The following is a 15,411-nucleotide window of genomic DNA, read 5'->3' as shown; positions in this document are numbered from 1 at the left end:
TCCCCATCCCCGTCCCCGTACAGACCCTCCATCCCGTCCGCTGCGGTCAGCGCCCTGAGATCCCAGGCCAGTTCATCGCCCGGATCGTCCTGCGTGTCCGCCATGTAGTGCGCGAGCGTGCAGCGATGGAGCGGGTCCCCCACCTCCCCGATCTCCGTCCAGAGCGCACCGAACCGGTTGCGCGCCTCCTCGCGGTCGCCGCCGTGGAGGAGCATGACCGCCTGACCGATCCTGGTCATGACAGCGTCCTCCGACGCCTCCTGCCGCTCCCTCACTGCCGCCTCCGCATGCCTGTCCGACAAATCCGGCAGACATGACGCTAGCTTCCGTGGCGGACAAACGCCTTCAGGCTCGGGCGGCGCACCCGAGCCTGTCGGCCCGCTCCGCGGTCAGCCGAGGTCGGGGATGCGCCAGTCGATGGGCTCGTGGCCCTGCGCGGCCACGGCCTCGTTTATCTGGGTGAACGGACGCGACCCGAAGAACTTCTTCGCCGACAGCGGCGAGGGGTGCGCCCCCTTCACCACCACATGGCGTTCCTGGTCGATCAGCGGCAGCTTCTTCTGCGCGTAGGCCCCCCAGAGGACGAACACCGCGGGATCGGGCCGCTCGGCGACCGCGCGGATCACGGCGTCCGTCACCTTCTCCCAGCCCTTGCCCTTGTGGGAGTTGGCCTCGCCCTCGCGGACCGTCAGCACCGCGTTGAGCAGCAGCACACCCTGCTCGGCCCACGGCATCAGATAGCCGTTGTCCGGGATCGGGTGGCCCAGCTCCTCCTTCATCTCCTTGTAGATGTTGCGCAGGGAGGGAGGCGTCTTGACACCCGGGCGGACGGAGAAGCACAGCCCGTGCCCCTGGCCCGCGCCGTGGTACGGATCCTGGCCCAGGATCAGGACCTTCACCCGGTCGTACGGCGTGGCGTCGAGGGCGGCGAAGACCTCCTCGCGCGGCGGGTAGACCGGCCCCTTCGCCCGCTCCTCCTCGACGAAGTCGGCCAGCTCCTTGAAGTAGGGCTTGTCCAGCTCCTCGCCGAGGACACCACGCCAGGACTCGGGCAGCATGTCGGTGTCGGTCACGTCAACAACCTCCGGTAAGCGATCACTTGTGCACCACTGAACCTACCGGTGGCCACTGACAACGACCTCTACCAGCTCGCCTTGCGGTACAGCTCCCACATCTGCATCACCGTCTGCGGATCGAGGGCGCGCTCACCGCCCGCGATGTCGTCCGTGGAGGCGACATACAGCTTGCCCTGCCACAGCGGCAGAAGCCGCACATCCGCGACGAAGATCTCCTGGGCGCGCGCGAACTGCTTGCTGACCGACGCGCGGTCGCTCATCCTGCGCGACTGCGGCAGCAGCGTCTGGGTGATCTCGGGACTCTCGTACGGCGTGCTCAGCGCGTTGTGCTTGCCGACGAAGGGGGCGATGAAGTTGTCGGGATCGGGGAAGTCGGGGAACCAGCCGCGGCCGAAGACGGGGTACTGCCCCTTCTGATAGCCCGCCTGAAACTCCTTCCACGGCCTGCTGCGCAGAGTGATCTCGAACAGCCCCGACGCTTCGAGCTGGCGCTTCAGCTCAGCGAACTCCGCCGCCGTGCCCGATCCGTACCGGTCCGTCGTGTACCAGAACGTCAGCGGTACGGGAGTCTCGACGCCCCGCTCCTCGAGGATGGCCCGGGCCTTGTCCACATCGGGATCGCCGTACTGGTCGAAGAAGCTGGTGGCGTGGCCCGTGATGCCCTTGGGGACCATCGAGTAGAGCGGCTCCGCCGTGCCCTGGTAGATCTTGGCGACGAGTGCGTCGCGGTCCACGACCTGGGCGACCGCCTGCCGTACGGCGAGCTGCCCGGCGGCCGGGTCCTCGGGGTTGAACACCAGGTAGCGGATGTCGGCGCCGACCGTCTCGACCAGTTGGAGGGCGTCGTTCTCCGGCTTCTTCTCCTCCAACTCGACGACCTGCTCCGAGGTGAGACCGCGGTAGATGGCGTCGATCTCCTGCTTCTTCAGCGCGTCGAAGAGCGTGCCGGACTCCTTGAAGTACTTGATGGTGACGCCGCTGTTCCTGCGGTCGGCGAATCCCGTGTACCGCTCGTTCCTCGTCAGCTCCGCACGGTCGCCCGTGCGGTACGAGGCAAGTTCGTACGGTCCGGAACCGCTGACCTTGCCGTCCCGTCGCAGCTCGCCCATCGGGTACTCGACCGGATTCACGATGGACATGGCGGGTGTGGCCAGGATGAAGGGGAAGGTCGCGTCCGGCTTCTTCAGCCGGAAGACGACGGTGTCGTCGCCGCGTGTCTCGACCCGCTCCAGGGACTCCAGCAGGCCCGCCGGACCGCCCTGTATATTGATCTTCAGAATCCGGTCGAAGGAGTGCTTGACGGCTGCCGCGTCGAGCTTGTCCCCGTCCGAGAACGTCAGTCCCTCGCGCAGCGTGCAGCGGAAGACCTGGTTCGACGCGTCGGCGAACTCGCAGTGCCGCGCGGCGTCGGGCTGTGGATACGAGCTGCCGGTGGGAAAGGCGACGAGTGTCTGGAAGACGTTGCGGAACATCTCCCAGCCGTTGTCCCAGGACGCCGCGGGGTCGAGGGTGGGTGGCTCACTCGTGGTACCGACCGTTATCTTCTGTGCCGCTTCCGCCTCGTCGTCCGATAACAAGCCACATCCCGTGAGCAGGGACATGGACGCGAGGGCCGCAGCGGCCTGCCGACTGGTCCGGTTGAACACTTCACGCTCCTTGTTCAGCCATGGATCGGCAGACCATACCGCAGCGTTGGCCGAATCAGTACAGTGATCCGGTGGGGCTTTTGGAGAGGTCGTAGGTGCCCTGGTTCACCATGATCAAGCGCTTGTACGACCGGTGTTCATCCCACGCCGGCGTTGAGGAAGATCCCGCCGTCGACCACCAGCGTCTGACCGGTGATCCAGTCCGACTGGTCCGAGGTGAGGAACGCAGCGGCGCCGCCGATGTCCTCGGGCACCCCGAGCCTGCCGAGCGGATAGGACGCCGCCACCTCGGCCTCCCTGCCCTCGTAGAGCGCCTGCGCGAACCGGGTCTTGACCACGGCGGGCGCGATCGCGTTGACGCGGACGACCGGCGCGAACTCGTGCGCGAGCTGGAGCGTCAGATTGACCATCGCGGCCTTGCTCATGCCGTACGCGCCGATGAACGGCGACGCCGAGATCCCCGCGACCGACGCGATGTTGACGATCGCGCCGCCGTTGTCGCGCTGCCAGGCGCGCCAGGTGAGCTGGGCGAAGCCGAGCGCCGAGACGACATTCGTCTCGAACACCTTGCGGGCCACATTGAGGTCCAGCTCGGCCATCGGGCCGAAGACCGGATTCGTACCGGCGTTGTTGACCAGGAAGTCGACGCGGCCGAACGCCTCCATGGTGCGCTCCACGGCGACCGCCTGGTGCGCCTCGTCGTGCGCCTTGCCCGCCACCGCGATCACCCGGTCCGCACCGAGCCGTTCCACCGCCTCCTTGAGCGCCTCCTCGCCCCGGCCGGTGATGCACACCCGGTCGCCGCGGGCGACGAACGCCTCGGCGACGCCGTATCCGATGCCGCGGCTCGCGCCCGTGATCAGCGCGACCTTGCCGCTGTCGGGCACCCGCCCGCCCGGCTCCGTCGTGTCGGTCATGTCCCCGTCTCCCTGCCCTCGCACCATGTCCCTGCCGTCCGGCCTCAGTTGAGCGGTCCGCCGGCCACATACATGACCTGGCCCGAGACGAAGCCCGCGTCGTCGCCCGCGAAGAAGGCGATGGCGTTCGCGACATCCTCCGGCCTGCCCACCCGCTGGACAGGGATCTGGCTCGCGGCGGCGGCCTGGAAGTCCTCGAAGCCCATACCGACACGGGCGGCTGTCTGTGCCGTCATCTCGGTGACGATGAAGCCGGGAGCCACGGCGTTGGCGGTGACACCGAACTTGCCGAGCTCCTTGGCCAGGGTCTTGGTGAAGCCCTGGAGACCGGCCTTGACGGCGGCGTAGTTGGCCTGGCCGCGATTGCCCAGCGCCGAACTCGAGGAGAGGCTGACGATACGGCCGAACCCCGCGTCGACCATGTACTTCTGACAGGCGCGGGCCATCAGGAACGCGCCCTTGAGATGCACGCCGACCACGGTGTCCCAGTCGGACTCGCTCATCTTGAAGAGCAGATTGTCCCTGAGCACCCCGGCGTTGTTGACAAGGATCGTCGGCGGGCCCAGCTCGGCGGCGACCCGCGCGACGGCGGCCTCCACCTGCGCGCTGTCGGAGACGTCGCAGCCGACGGCGAGCGCCGTGCCACCCGCCGTGGTGATCTTCTCGACGGTGTCCTTGCAGGCCGCCTCGTCCAGGTCGAGTACGGCGACGGCGCGGCCCTCGGCCGCCAGCCGCAGCGCGGTGGCGGCGCCGATGCCCCGTGCCGCCCCGGTCACGATGGCTACCCGCTGCTCGGTGGTGGACATCCTCTGTTCTCCTTGCCCTAGGGATCCGCGGCTCTCCAGCACTGAGCAACCGCTTAGTCGCTTCAGCATTCGAGACGCTAGAAGGCATGGCACCCGGTGTCAACGGCTCACAGGACCGACCGAGCGACGAGGAACGCACATCACACCGAAGTCACACCGCACCGCCGGGCCCGGCGGTGCGTGCGCGGCCGGGTCCGGCGGCGGCGCGGGCCGCTCAGCGCACCAGCAGTTCCAGCAGCCGTTCCGCCTCGGCCCTCGGGTCCGCCGTCAGCCCGGTGTGTACGGGACCGGGCTGTACGACCGTCGAGCGCGGTGCGATCAGCCAGCGGAACCGCCGGCCCGCGTCGTCGCCCGCGGCCTGTCCCGCCAGGTCGCCGCCGCGGCACACACTCTCGACCGCGTGCAGGGCCGCCCGTACCCCCACCACATCGGCCCGCGGGTCGAGGGCCGTCAGCTTGGCCTCGTCCAGATGGGTCCTGGCGGCGACATAGGACCGGGCACGGCAGTAGACGAGCACTCCCGCGTTGAAACACTCGCCGCGCTCCACGCGGGGCACCACGCGCAGCAGCGCGTACTCGTAGACGTCCTTGTCGCTCACTGGCCGCTGTCCTTCGTGTCGTCCGGCCGCCGCGTGGCGCGCGCCGTGGGGTCCAGTCGGCCGGCCAGCCAGCCCGGTGCGCGGGAGGGCCCGCTCCTGGTGGGCGCGTCGAGGACAATCCGTTCATGGACCGTCGCGGCGCGCGCCAGCAGCGGCTCCACATAGGCGCGGCGCAGCGCGTCGGTCGAGTCGAAGCCCGGCTCGTCGACCAGCCACTCGTCGGGTACGTCGGCGGCGATCGCGGTGAGCAGTTCCTCGGTGACCAGCGGCGCCAACGCGGCGGAAGCGGAGGCGAGATCGGGTCCGAAGGGCGCGAGAGCGTGGTCGGAGGCGTTGTACGGCTTGGCCGCCGAAGCCTCGGCGCCGGGCCAGTTGTGGTGCCAGATCATGGTGGCACCGTGGTCGATCAGCCACAGGTCACCGTGCCAGACGAGCATGTTGGGGTTGCGCCACGAGCGGTCGACGTTGTTGACGACCGCGTCGAACCAGATGACCCGCCCGGCCTCCTCCGAACCGACCTGGTAGGCCAGCGGGTCGAATCCGAGCGATCCCGGCAGATAGTCCATGCCGAGGTTGAGCCCACCGCTCGCCTTGAGCAGCTCCTGCACCTCCTGATCGGGCTCCGAGAGCCCGATGACCGGATCGAGCTGCATCCGCACCAGCGTGGGGACGCGCAGACCGAGCCTGCGGCCGAGTTCGCCGCAGATCACCTCGGCGACCAGGGTCTTCCTGCCCTGCCCCGCGCCGGTGAACTTCATGACGTACGTACCGAGATCGTCGGCCTCGACGATCCCCGGAAGCGACCCGCCCTCACGCAGCGGCGTGACATAGCGAGTCGCAGTCACCTCATTCAACACTTTCCCAGGCCACCTAATTCTTCAGCCTTGCAATCCACGACCGCCGTTGGAGGGGCGCAGCAGCGGGAATCGCCTGTCGACGGCCCTGGGGAGAATCCGGGGAGTTTGGACCGGCATACGGTTCTCCCTGATTCCCGAGCAGACCGTCGCCGGCGGTTCGCCCCTTCCTTCCGGCCTCCGGCATGAAGTGAGCATAGTAACCAAGGGTGATCGCGGGCGAGGAGTGCCCGAGCCACCGCGCCAAGGTCACGACGCACTCCCCGTCCTCCGGCACGACCGAGGCACGGATGCACCACAGCACGCGAAAGCCACCCTCCGGGCCGCCAGGGTCTCACTCCCCCGACGCGCGGCGGAACGATGCCGGCCTCGGCCAACGCGGGCTTCCTGGTGCGGTTGTTCCACGTGTTCACCGCGACGGCGTTGCCGAGTCGTGTGGTGAGCGGCAGGGAGAACCTCCTCCCCCGCCCCTCCGGCCTCCCCCACGGAAGCTCCACTTCAACCGGCTGGAATGGTTCGGCACAGCGCTTCAATTCCTCGGCAACCGAGGAGGGCATGTCGACGACACGGGGTGTCACACCAGTCCCTGGGACTCCCCAAGTCCTACTGGCACGGCCGAATTCTCTGCGGCAACGCACAACTCGCTCACCCCGCCACGTCACCGTGACTAAGGTGACTTCGCCCGGGAGACGGAGCGTGGAAGACGGGGGATGTTCATGGAGTCGGCTTCTGGCGCGATGAAAGCGGCGGCCGAAGGCGTGCTGACCGAGTTTCAGCAGAACCTCGTGGTCATGATCATCGGCGCGATCCTCGGTGTGCTGGGTACGGTCGCCGTCGAGCGGATGAAGCTTCGCCGCGAACCGACCAAACGGCTGTCGTGGGACGCCGAGGTCCACAAAGCGATGGTGTCCACGGACGAGACGATTCGCCGGCTGCTCCGGCTGAGCTACAACGGACACCCCATCGAGGGCCTGAGCTCGGTGGAGTTCCGGGTCGAGAACACCGGCAACCGGGTGGTCAAGGACGAGTACCTGCGTTTCAGCTTCCCGAACGGCGCCAGGATCATCGAAGCGGTGCCCACATCGGAGCCCGAGCGCGAAATGGCGGTGGCCAGGCGGCAGGAGCGTGAGCAGAGCCAGAGCGAGGCCGTCTTCACCATCGGTCAGTTGGAGCGGGGCCAGGCCGTGACGCTGCGGCTCTCCGTCTCCGCCCGGGACATCGGGGACTGGAAGGTCGTGGCTCACAACGACGAGGGCGACGTCGAGTTCCACGAACGCTCGGCCGCCCGCAGGAGGGAGGACCGGGAGCACGTCCCGCCCTTCTTCACGCTGACCTTCCTGCTGTTCACCGTGCCGCCCCTGTTCGCCTTTCTCGGCTACGTCGGAGAACTGGTCGCGGTGGTGCTCGCCGCGGCGTTCCTGGCCGGCATCGCCCCGCATCTCGCGCCCACGGGCCGCACCCTGCGGGACTTCCTCACGAGGCCCGAGTCGTCCGAGGGCATCAGGATCAACTCCGTGGAGTCGTCCGCGTTCGCGATCGGCACGTCCAGCACGGCCCAGTACCTCCCCCCACCCGACAACGGCACCACCCGTCTGCTCTGAAGCGCCCCGCCGGTCGCCGGGCGCGGCCCGCCGCCCCGCTCTCCTCCGTGAGGGCAACTTCACCGGCTCGGAAGGCTCCGGGGACTCCGGGGACTCCGGGGCTTGGCGGTATTTCGGCATCGGCCGACCCTTTACCGGCGACGGGAAGCGTTACCCGTACCGCAAACGGAATGCCTCTCAATGGCGGAAGCGACACGCCAACCCGTGCAGTCGATGGGTAATCCGATCGCACGTCCCTATTCTGTGAGCTGGTCGGCGACGGCGAAAGCCCGGGGCGAAAACGCCCTCTCGCTCCTGGCCGCCGAATTCGGACAACGGTCATCACGATCGGAGATCACACGCATGAGCAACCGGAAGAACACGAACGAATTTCCCCGGCGTCAATTCGTCACGCTCTCGGGCGCCCTTGGTGCCGCAGCGGTGCTGACCGGCGCGGGAGTCATGGCAGGGACGACCGCCACGGCGAGCCCGGCGCACGGAGGGCCGTCGCCCGACCCGTCGTGCCCCTCGCCCCCTCCTCCCGGTGGGCCCGCGAGCCCCTGTCCGCCTTCTCAGATGCAGTCCCTCTGCGGTCGGCCCACCGACAACGACCCGCTCTGGCACGACGTCCAGTACTGCACGCAGGGCATCATCCCGCCGGCACCGCAGCCCAGGCCCGACTGCTTGAGGACAACCCCGAACTACGTCGTGCTGCACGGAAAACCGGAGAACACGCACAACTATCTCCTCCTCCCCTCGTGCCGGATCACGGGTATTGAATGCCCCTTCATCCACACGGACTCGGCGGCGAACTACTGGCAGGGCGCATGGGAGAACGCGAGAAGCGGAGGAAACGTCCCCGTGCAGTACCCGAATATCGGACTGGGGATCAACTCGCAGGGCGCTCGCCAATTCAACCAGCTGCACATTCACATGGCCGGAATCAGGGCGAGCACACAGAGGCGGCTCCAGGAACTCGAATCCCAGGGCCGCATGGCCACCCAGCCCTCCCAATGGGCCGCCCCGGGCAACCAAGCGCCCATTTCGGGGCCCGCGGGTTCAGGCGACCGCGTCTACCGCATCCTCAGGCTCCACGACCTCCAGCAGAACCTCTTCACACTGCTGTACCGGAACGTGGTGGTCCCGAACTCGCTGAGCATGGCGAACCAGACCATGATCGTGGTCCCGAAGATGACGACCACCGGATTTGCCGGTTCCTTCTACATCCTCAACAGCGACACGTCCCTCCACGACGGCACGAGCACGTGCGACTACCTGCTGGTGTACAACTGACGACTGGTCGATGGCAGCCGAACAGCGGAGACGGAATGGCTGCCATGTCCAACGGGAGGAACCCGCGACCGACCACACGGTCTTCGTCCACGTCAAGCAGTTCGAGGCCGAAAGCGCGCCGTGGCTGGCCTCGCGGGTCGGGCTGCGGGTGATCGGTGACCTGGTGACGGCTCCTTACTGAGCGCATGGCGCACCGATCGGATCGGGGCCTGCCCAGGCGCGGTTGCTCGGATCGCAGGTACCGTCGTACGCCGGGACCACCACGGTCTCGGGGAACGTGACACAGCGGTCGCGGTGTGCTCTGTGATCATTTTTCCAGGCTGTCCGACGCGGGCGCCGCTTCCCGGGGCCGCTGTTCGGGCAGTTCGCGTCGGGTGCGGACCGGCGAGAGGAACACGGGCAGGAAGGCGGTCGCCAGGAAGACACCGCCCACCCAGAGCGTGGTGTGGACGGTCGTCAGCTCACCGATCACCCCGGAGACCGCCGCGCCGACGGCGAGCGCGCCGGTGAGCAGGAAGCGGAAGGTGGCGTTCATACGGCCGAGGAGCGAGTCCGCGGTCATCCGCTGGCGCAGGCTGACTCCCAGTACGTTGTCCATGCCCACCTTGAACATGGTCAGCAGCCAGCCGGTCCCGGCCAGGACGAGCCAGGGGCCGCGGTCGATGAGCGGCACCAGCAGCCCGGCGGGCGCCAGACACAGCCCGGCGACACCGAGGGTGCGGCCGTATCCGAGCCGGACGGCGATGGGCCGGGCACAGCGGGCGCCGAGCAGCAGACCCGCTCCGCCCGCGGCCCAGAACAGGCCCAAGACGCCTCCGGAGTAGCCGAGTTCCCTGACGAAGACGACCGGCAGCATGGTGTTGACGATCTGCGAGCCGAAGTTGCCGAGGGCCCCGGTCAGGGCGAGGGCCCGCAGCTCGCTGTTGCCGAAGACATGCCGTACGCCCTCGGCGATCTGCGATCCGAGCCCGGTGGCCCGGCCGGGCCCCGGCGGGGTCGGCGCCGGGGTCTCGCGGATACCGGTGAGTCTGAGGGCGGAGCCGACGTAGGACACGGCGGTGAAGAGCACGGCCACCGGCGCGGTGAGCAGGGCGACCAGACCGCCGCCGGCGCCGCGGCCCGCGACATTGCCCGCGGCGATGAGCGTGTTGATGTCGGCGTTCGCCCGGACCAGGCCCTCACGCCCGACGAGCTGGGGAAGGACGCTCTGCGCGCCGACGTCGGCGAAGACGGTGGCGCAGCCGTTGAGCAGGACGACCAGACAGAGATGGCCGAAGGTGAGGCTGTCGAGCCACCAGGCCACCGGGACGGTCGCGAAGAGCAGGGCCCTGGTCAGATCCGCCGCGATCAGTACCCGCCGGTGGCGCATCCGGTCCACCCACGCTCCGGCAGGCAGGCCGATGAGCAGGAAGGCGGCGGTGCTCAGTGCGGCCAGCGCCCCGACCTGGCCGGGACTCGCGTCGAGCGCGGAGACGGCGACGAGGGGTACGGCCACATAGCCGACATTGGTGCCGAGCTGGCTGAGGGCCGCCGCGGTGAACAGCGCGCGGAAGCCGGGGATCCGCCAGGGCGAATTGAGTCGCATGATCCGTTCATCCATCGGAGGACCGGTGTACGCGCTCCTGCGGAGCAGGAGCGGCCGGAGCGGGAACAGGAGAGGTGGTTCGGCCGGCGGGAGCGGTCCGGCCGGGTTTCCCCGCCGGTCGTCCGCCGCGTGTCAGACCCACGCCGAGCAGCACCACCGCCATGCCCGCGACGACGCGGATCCCGAGCTGTTCGCCGAGGACGGCCGCGCCCAGCACCACCGAGACCACCGGCAGCAGATAGCCGACGGTGGCGGCGGCCGTCGGGCCCTCGTCCGCGATGAGACGGGAGTTGAGGTGGAAGGTGATACCCGTACCGAAAACGCCCAGGACGACGACGGCGATCCACGCCGTGGGCGTGGGAGCGCCGGAGGCGGCGCCTGCCGCGGGAAGGACCGGCAGGGTCAGGCCCGTCGCCATGAGGAGCTGGGCGGCGGAGAGCGCGAGCGGCGCGGTTCCCCGGCCGATGAGATGGCGGGCCATATACGCGAACGCCACGGCGTAACTGACCGCCGCCGCCACGAGAGCCCACGCGCCCGCGCCCGTCAGACCGGCCTGGTGCCAGGGCGCGAAGATGAGCAGGATGCCGGCGAAGCCGAGCAGCAGGCCGGTCAGACGGAGCGGGCCGAAGCCGCGCTCCGTGCCGAGCGCGAGACCGATCGCGAAGGACCACAAGGGAGTTGTGGCGTTGAGGACACCGGCCACGCCGGAGTCGACGGTCTGTTCGCCGACGCCGAACAGAAAGAACGGCAGGGCGTTGCAGAAGAAGGCGGCCACGACGAGATGGCCCCAGGTCCTGCGGTCGCGCGGCAGCGACTGCCGGGCGGAACGCGCCAGCACCAGCAGCACGAGCGCTCCCAGCGCGCAGCGGACGACGGTGATGTGGAGAGGCGCCAGGCCGCCCTCCAGGGCGAGTTTGATCCAGAGAAAGCCGGATCCCCACAGCAGGGCGAGGACGACCATGCGGATCAGGGTTGCGCGTGAGCCGCCGAGCACTGTCCGCCTCCTGGCATGTGGTCCGCGTACGAGCGGACCGGTGCTCCGGCCCGTTCGTACGTTCCCGCGTCATCCGCCGTAAGACAAGCGAAAAGATTCGAAGGAAGCGTTAAGCTCTTCTATATGCTGGACAGACGGCGCATACAGCTGCTGCGGGCAGTGGTCATCAGTGGATCCCTCACCGCGGCGGCACGGAATCTCGGTTACACACCCTCCGCGATCAGCCAGCAGATAGCCGTGCTGGAGAAGGAGGCGGGCATCACACTGCTGGAGCGGACCGGCCGCGGTGTACGCCCGACCGAGGCCGGACAGATGCTCACCGATCACGCGGCCGTCATCGACCGGCACTTCACCCAGGCCGAGACCGAACTGGCCGAACTGCGTGCCGGGCGTACGGGCCGGGTCGCCGTCCGCTACTTCGCCACGGCGGGCGCGGCACTCGTGGCACCGGCCGTCGCCGCCCTTCGCCGTGAACAGCCTGGCATACAGGTCGAGTTGAAGCTCAGCGACCCCAACGACCCGCTGCCGGAGCTACGGAGCCGGCAGGCCGACCTCGCCCTCGTGGTCCGGTCGCCCCACCAGCTCTCCGCCGACGGCATCCGGTTCGTCCATCTGCTGGACGACCGCTACTCGACCGTACTGCCCATGGGCCACCCGCTCGCCGCCAAGCCGGAGTTGGACCTGACCGACCTGGCCGACCAGCCGTGGATCGGCAGCGACCAGCCCGGCCCCTGCCTCGAACCCGTGCTCGACGCCTGCGCCTCGGCCGGCTTCAGCCCGAACTTCGTGGTGGAGAGCGGCGACTACGACACCGCGCAGGCCTTCGTCGCCGCCGGGCTCGGCATCAGCCTGATCCCGGAGATGGGCCTCGCCCACCACCACCCCGCCGTCGTCACACGCCCCGTCCGCAACCCGGAGCCCGTCCGGACGATCTACGCGGCGGTACGCGACCCCTCCCCCGCCCAACCCGCCGTACACCGGCTGATCGACACGCTGCGCGAGTCGGCGCGCCTCCTCATGTCCCCGTCCCACCCGTGACAGCGGGCCTGCGCCGGCCGTGACACCGGTCGCACGGGGCGCAGACGCCGTCTCTCGACCGTCCGCGGCCTCGCTCGCCGCCACACGCACGGGCCGCTGCGTAGGCTCCTCGGCATGAGCGAGACAGGCGGGCTGCGCGAACGCAAGAAGCGGCAGATGTATCGGCGGTTGTCGGACACGGCCATCGCGCTCTTCCTGGAGAGGGGCTACGAGCAGGTGACCGTCGCCGATGTCGCGGCGGCCGTCGACATCTCCAAGCCGACGCTCTTCCGGTACTTCCCGACCAAGGAGGACCTGGTACTGCACCGGTTGGCCGACCACGAGGGGGAGGCCGGCGAGGTGGTCGCACGGCGGCCCGCCGGATGCTCCCCGCTGGAGGCGCTGCGGCGTCACTTCCTGGACGGGCTGGCCCGGCGCGATCCGGTGACCGGTCTGAACGACGACTCCGAGGTGCTCGCCTTCCACCGGCTGCTGTACGCGACGCCGTCGCTGGTGGCGCGGCTGCACACCCACGTGGAGCGGAACGAAGCCGCGCTGGCCGACGCCCTCGCCGGCGAAACCGGTGGTGGTGTCCAGGCGCGTCTGGCCGCAGGGCAGATCGTCGCCGTCCAGCGCATCCTCGCGCAGGAGAACTGGCTGCGGATCACCGCCGGCCGCGGCGCGGACGGGCTCCACTCCGAGGCGGTGGCGGTGGCCCGGTCGGCGTTCGCGCAACTCGAAGCCGGACTGCCCCGCCTTGCCTGATCCGCCCCGCCTCACCTGATCCCGCACAGCAGTCACACCGAACAGCAACCAGGTAAAAAATGTTACTTGGTTGCGTTATCGTGAGGGAATGCCACGCTCCGACTCCGCGCTCCGTGACGCCCTCAGCCTGGAACGCGCCCACCACGACCTGTGCCGAGCGGCACTGAGCGCCATGATCGACGGCGCGCAGGAACAGGTGGTCGTCGGGGAACATGCCTCCGCGTCCGGCGCCGACGCCGAAGTGCTCGGCCACCAGTTGCGCAGCCGGGCCAAGGAACTCCGGGAACTGCCCGAGGGCCCGCTGTTCTTCGGGCGCCTCGACTTCACCCGGGATCCCGGGGCCGCGGGCGACCACGCGGGGCAGGCGTACGGGCCACCTCGCCACCGCGGAGGGGGTGGCGGACCGGTTGCTCCTGCGGGAGCTCGACTTTTTCAGAAGGTCTCTCGATGCTTGAACATCACAGCATCCGCCTCCGTATCTTCCGGTGAGCCGGCCGTCCGAGAGCCGGCCGTCGAAACGGAGCTGGGTATGACCGCATGGCAGGGGTCCGCACGGATCGTGACGCGGAGGACCGTGGTCGCCGCGGCCGGAGCGGCGGGGCTGGGCGCGGCGCTCGTCGCGTGCGGCGATTCGGACAGCGCGCCGGAGTCGGACGCGGCGGCCGAGTCACCCGCCGCCAAGGATCCGGCGGCGGGCGGGGACAGCGCGGACGGCGCCGGCGGCGGTGACGTCCTCGCGAAGACCACCGACATCCCGGAGGGCGGCGGTATGGTCTTCGCCGACCGGGGCGTGGTCGTCACCCAGCCCGCGGCGGGCGAGTTCAAGGCCTTCTCGTCCAAGTGCACGCACCAGGGCTGCGCCGTGAAGGACATCTCCGACGGGATCATCCACTGCCCTTGCCACGGCAGCCAGTTCAGCGCGGCGGACGGCAGCGTCAAGGCCGGGCCGGCGACGCAGCCGCTGCCCGCCGCGTCGATCAAGGTCACCGGCGACTCGATCACCCTCGCCTGACAGCGGACAGGGTCCTGCTCGCCCGACGGCGGGCAGGACCCTGTCCGACGCACAGCGCCGTCCCGCACAGCGCCGTCCCGCGGAGGGCCGTCCCGCGGAGGGCCGTCCGGACAGGGCCGGGACCGGCGGCCGACGGACCTCGCTCCTCGTCGGCAGGGAGTGCGGCCCGTCGGCCGTCACCCCCGGCACCGGCACCAGCACCAGCACCAGCACCGAACAGGTCGCCCGCCGTCGACGGCCGCTGTGCCCGTCAGCCGCCGTCCACCGCGCGCGCCGTTTCGACCAGGACCTCGACGGCCGCCCTGATCGAGGGACGGCGGTCCGCGTCGGTCCGCCACACGGCGTGGATGTGGCGATGCATCTTCTGCCGTACGGGAACGACCGCGACCCCCTCCGGAACGACCCCGCGTCCCAGTCTCGGCGCGACACAGACCCCGAGTCCGGCGGCGATCAGGGCGAGCTGGGTGTGGTACTCCCCCGCGAGATGCGTGATCCGCGGCTCGAAGCCCTTCGAGCGGAGCGTGAACATCAGCCAGTCGTGGCAGAACTCGCCCTCCGGCCAGGAGACCCAGTCGTCGTCCGCGAACTCCTCCAGATCCACTTCCGCGCGCCCCGCCAGCGGATGGTCCACCGGCATGGCCACATCGGCGGCGTCGTCGAGGAGATGGGCCGTGGCCAGTCCGCCGGGCACGGGCAGCCGTTTGTTGCTCCAGTCGAGCACCACGCCGAGATCGAGATCGCCTCTGACCACCCCGCGGATCCCGGCCTCGGGCTCCAGCTCGCGTGAGCGGACCCGCAGTTCGGGATGGCTCTCGTGCAGGGCGCGGATCGCCGCGGGGAGGAGCCCGCGGGCCGCTGTCGGAAAGGCCGAGATCCGTACCTCTCCCACCACCCGGCCGCGGTGGGCCTCGATGTCCGACTGCGCCACCTCGACCTGTGACAGGATGCGCGCCGCGTGATCGGCGAGCAGCCGTCCCGCGTCGGTGAGCCGAACTCCGCGCCCGTTCCTGGCCAGGAGCCGCTGGCCCACCTCGCGCTCCAGTTTGGCGAGTTGCTGGGAGACCGCCGAGGTCGTGACATGCAGGCCCTCGGCGGCGCCGCTCACCGAGCCATGACGGGCGAGGGCGTCCAGGGTCCGTAGCCGCTCCAGATTCAACATGTAAGCAATACTAAGCAGAACCGCCGAGATAATCTCACTTGTCCTACGAGATGGTTCACGACATCGTGGCCGTATGAGCACCGCGACCCCGCCCCGCCCCGGATCCCCC

General features: G+C 69.4%; 15 protein-coding genes and 1 pseudogene. 6 read left to right on the top strand and 10 right to left on the bottom strand.

Annotation, left to right across the window (positions count from 1 at the left end; genetic code table 11):
• The 7 genes and pseudogenes from BFF77_RS27725 to BFF77_RS27695 form a co-directional block, all read right to left on the bottom strand.
• A pseudogene (locus BFF77_RS27725) lies at positions 1-275 on the bottom strand (hypothetical protein); the annotation flags it as partial.
• A gap of 114 nt (positions 276-389) precedes the next feature.
• On the bottom strand, positions 390-1,073 hold the full coding sequence (locus tag BFF77_RS27720; RefSeq protein WP_066955063.1) for a uracil-DNA glycosylase: 684 nt from the start codon (positions 1,071-1,073) through the stop codon (positions 390-392).
• Positions 1,074-1,141: 68 nt separating this feature from the next.
• Positions 1,142-2,722 carry an ABC transporter substrate-binding protein gene (locus tag BFF77_RS27715; protein ID WP_066955060.1) on the bottom strand — a complete coding sequence of 527 codons (1,581 nt, stop codon included), beginning with the start codon at positions 2,720-2,722 and terminating at the stop codon, positions 1,142-1,144.
• A gap of 137 nt (positions 2,723-2,859) precedes the next feature.
• Positions 2,860-3,639: an SDR family oxidoreductase gene (locus BFF77_RS27710; protein ID WP_066955057.1), complete on the bottom strand. Its 780-nt coding sequence runs from the start codon at positions 3,637-3,639 to the stop codon at positions 2,860-2,862.
• Between the two features lie 44 nt (positions 3,640-3,683).
• The gene (gene fabG, locus BFF77_RS27705) at positions 3,684-4,445 is read right to left on the bottom strand and encodes a 3-oxoacyl-ACP reductase FabG (RefSeq protein ID WP_066955054.1); all 762 of its coding nucleotides are present in this window, start codon (positions 4,443-4,445) and stop codon (positions 3,684-3,686) included.
• 214 nt (positions 4,446-4,659) lie between these two features.
• Positions 4,660-5,043 carry a DUF3037 domain-containing protein gene (locus BFF77_RS27700; protein WP_066955050.1) on the bottom strand — a complete coding sequence of 128 codons (384 nt, stop codon included), beginning with the start codon at positions 5,041-5,043 and terminating at the stop codon, positions 4,660-4,662.
• Positions 5,040-5,900, bottom strand: a complete 861-nt coding sequence (locus tag BFF77_RS27695; protein WP_211280326.1) for a HipA family kinase — start codon at positions 5,898-5,900, stop codon at positions 5,040-5,042. The genes BFF77_RS27700 and BFF77_RS27695 overlap by 4 nt, the downstream gene beginning before the upstream one ends.
• A gap of 713 nt (positions 5,901-6,613) precedes the next feature.
• Between BFF77_RS27695 and BFF77_RS27690 the strand changes: the two genes are divergently transcribed.
• The 3 genes from BFF77_RS27690 (at position 6,614) to BFF77_RS36005 (ending at position 8,951) form a co-directional block, all read left to right on the top strand.
• Positions 6,614-7,498 (top strand): hypothetical protein, encoded by an 885-nt coding sequence (locus tag BFF77_RS27690; RefSeq protein ID WP_066955072.1) that lies wholly within the window; start codon positions 6,614-6,616, stop codon positions 7,496-7,498.
• Between the two features lie 180 nt (positions 7,499-7,678).
• Positions 7,679-8,770, top strand: a complete 1,092-nt coding sequence (locus tag BFF77_RS27685) for a CDP-diacylglycerol diphosphatase (RefSeq protein WP_342671271.1) — start codon at positions 7,679-7,681, stop codon at positions 8,768-8,770.
• A gap of 10 nt (positions 8,771-8,780) precedes the next feature.
• Complete coding sequence (locus BFF77_RS36005; RefSeq protein ID WP_169922742.1) at positions 8,781-8,951, top strand: hypothetical protein; 171 nt, start codon at positions 8,781-8,783, stop codon at positions 8,949-8,951.
• A 126-nt stretch (positions 8,952-9,077) separates the two neighbouring features.
• Here BFF77_RS36005 and BFF77_RS27680 read toward each other — a convergent pair whose 3' ends face one another.
• Together BFF77_RS27680 and BFF77_RS27675 are read right to left on the bottom strand one after the other, a co-directional pair.
• A complete protein-coding gene (locus BFF77_RS27680) occupies positions 9,078-10,355 on the bottom strand; it encodes an MFS transporter (protein WP_066955069.1) in 1,278 nt (425 codons plus the stop codon).
• Positions 10,356-10,362: 7 nt separating this feature from the next.
• Entirely contained in the window at positions 10,363-11,316 is a 954-nt protein-coding gene (locus tag BFF77_RS27675) for a DMT family transporter (protein WP_079125547.1), read from the bottom strand.
• A 156-nt stretch (positions 11,317-11,472) separates the two neighbouring features.
• Between BFF77_RS27675 and BFF77_RS27670 the strand changes: the two genes are divergently transcribed.
• From BFF77_RS27670 to BFF77_RS27660, 3 genes are all read left to right on the top strand, one after another.
• Positions 11,473-12,387, top strand: coding sequence for a LysR family transcriptional regulator (locus BFF77_RS27670; RefSeq protein ID WP_066955041.1), 915 nt, complete (start codon positions 11,473-11,475; stop codon positions 12,385-12,387).
• 114 nt (positions 12,388-12,501) lie between these two features.
• Positions 12,502-13,131 (top strand): TetR/AcrR family transcriptional regulator, encoded by a 630-nt coding sequence (locus tag BFF77_RS27665; protein ID WP_066955038.1) that lies wholly within the window; start codon positions 12,502-12,504, stop codon positions 13,129-13,131.
• Positions 13,132-13,660: 529 nt separating this feature from the next.
• Positions 13,661-14,143 (top strand): Rieske (2Fe-2S) protein, encoded by a 483-nt coding sequence (locus BFF77_RS27660; RefSeq protein ID WP_066955035.1) that lies wholly within the window; start codon positions 13,661-13,663, stop codon positions 14,141-14,143.
• 250 nt (positions 14,144-14,393) lie between these two features.
• On the opposite strand, the gene BFF77_RS27655 is transcribed toward BFF77_RS27660, so the two are convergent.
• Positions 14,394-15,302 (bottom strand): LysR family transcriptional regulator, encoded by a 909-nt coding sequence (locus tag BFF77_RS27655; RefSeq protein WP_066955032.1) that lies wholly within the window; start codon positions 15,300-15,302, stop codon positions 14,394-14,396.
• Positions 15,303-15,411: the final 109 nt, after the last annotated feature.

The sequence above is a fragment of the Streptomyces lushanensis genome (genome assembly GCF_001700515.1).
Classification (GTDB): Bacteria; Actinomycetota; Actinomycetes; order Streptomycetales; family Streptomycetaceae; genus Streptomyces; species Streptomyces lushanensis.
This window is presented reverse-complemented; position numbering and strand designations above follow the sequence as displayed.

Bases quoted from the DNA above. Each gene is read 5' to 3' on its own strand.
- BFF77_RS27690 (WP_066955072.1), top strand. From the start codon at position 6,614: ATGGAGTCGGCTTCTGGCGCGATGAAAGCGGCGGCCGAAGGCGTGCTG.
- BFF77_RS27665 (WP_066955038.1), top strand. From the start codon at position 12,502: ATGAGCGAGACAGGCGGGCTGCGCGAACGCAAGAAGCGGCAGATGTAT.
- fabG (WP_066955054.1), bottom strand. From the start codon at position 4,445: ATGTCCACCACCGAGCAGCGGGTAGCCATCGTGACCGGGGCGGCACGG.
- BFF77_RS27655 (WP_066955032.1), bottom strand. From the start codon at position 15,302: ATGTTGAATCTGGAGCGGCTACGGACCCTGGACGCCCTCGCCCGTCAT.
- BFF77_RS27685 (WP_342671271.1), top strand. From the start codon at position 7,679: ATGGCGGAAGCGACACGCCAACCCGTGCAGTCGATGGGTAATCCGATC.
- BFF77_RS36005 (WP_169922742.1), top strand. From the start codon at position 8,781: ATGGCAGCCGAACAGCGGAGACGGAATGGCTGCCATGTCCAACGGGAG.
- BFF77_RS27670 (WP_066955041.1), top strand. From the start codon at position 11,473: ATGCTGGACAGACGGCGCATACAGCTGCTGCGGGCAGTGGTCATCAGT.
- BFF77_RS27660 (WP_066955035.1), top strand. From the start codon at position 13,661: ATGACCGCATGGCAGGGGTCCGCACGGATCGTGACGCGGAGGACCGTG.
- BFF77_RS27710 (WP_066955057.1), bottom strand. From the start codon at position 3,639: ATGACCGACACGACGGAGCCGGGCGGGCGGGTGCCCGACAGCGGCAAG.
- BFF77_RS27680 (WP_066955069.1), bottom strand. From the start codon at position 10,355: ATGCGACTCAATTCGCCCTGGCGGATCCCCGGCTTCCGCGCGCTGTTC.
- BFF77_RS27675 (WP_079125547.1), bottom strand. From the start codon at position 11,316: ATGGTCGTCCTCGCCCTGCTGTGGGGATCCGGCTTTCTCTGGATCAAA.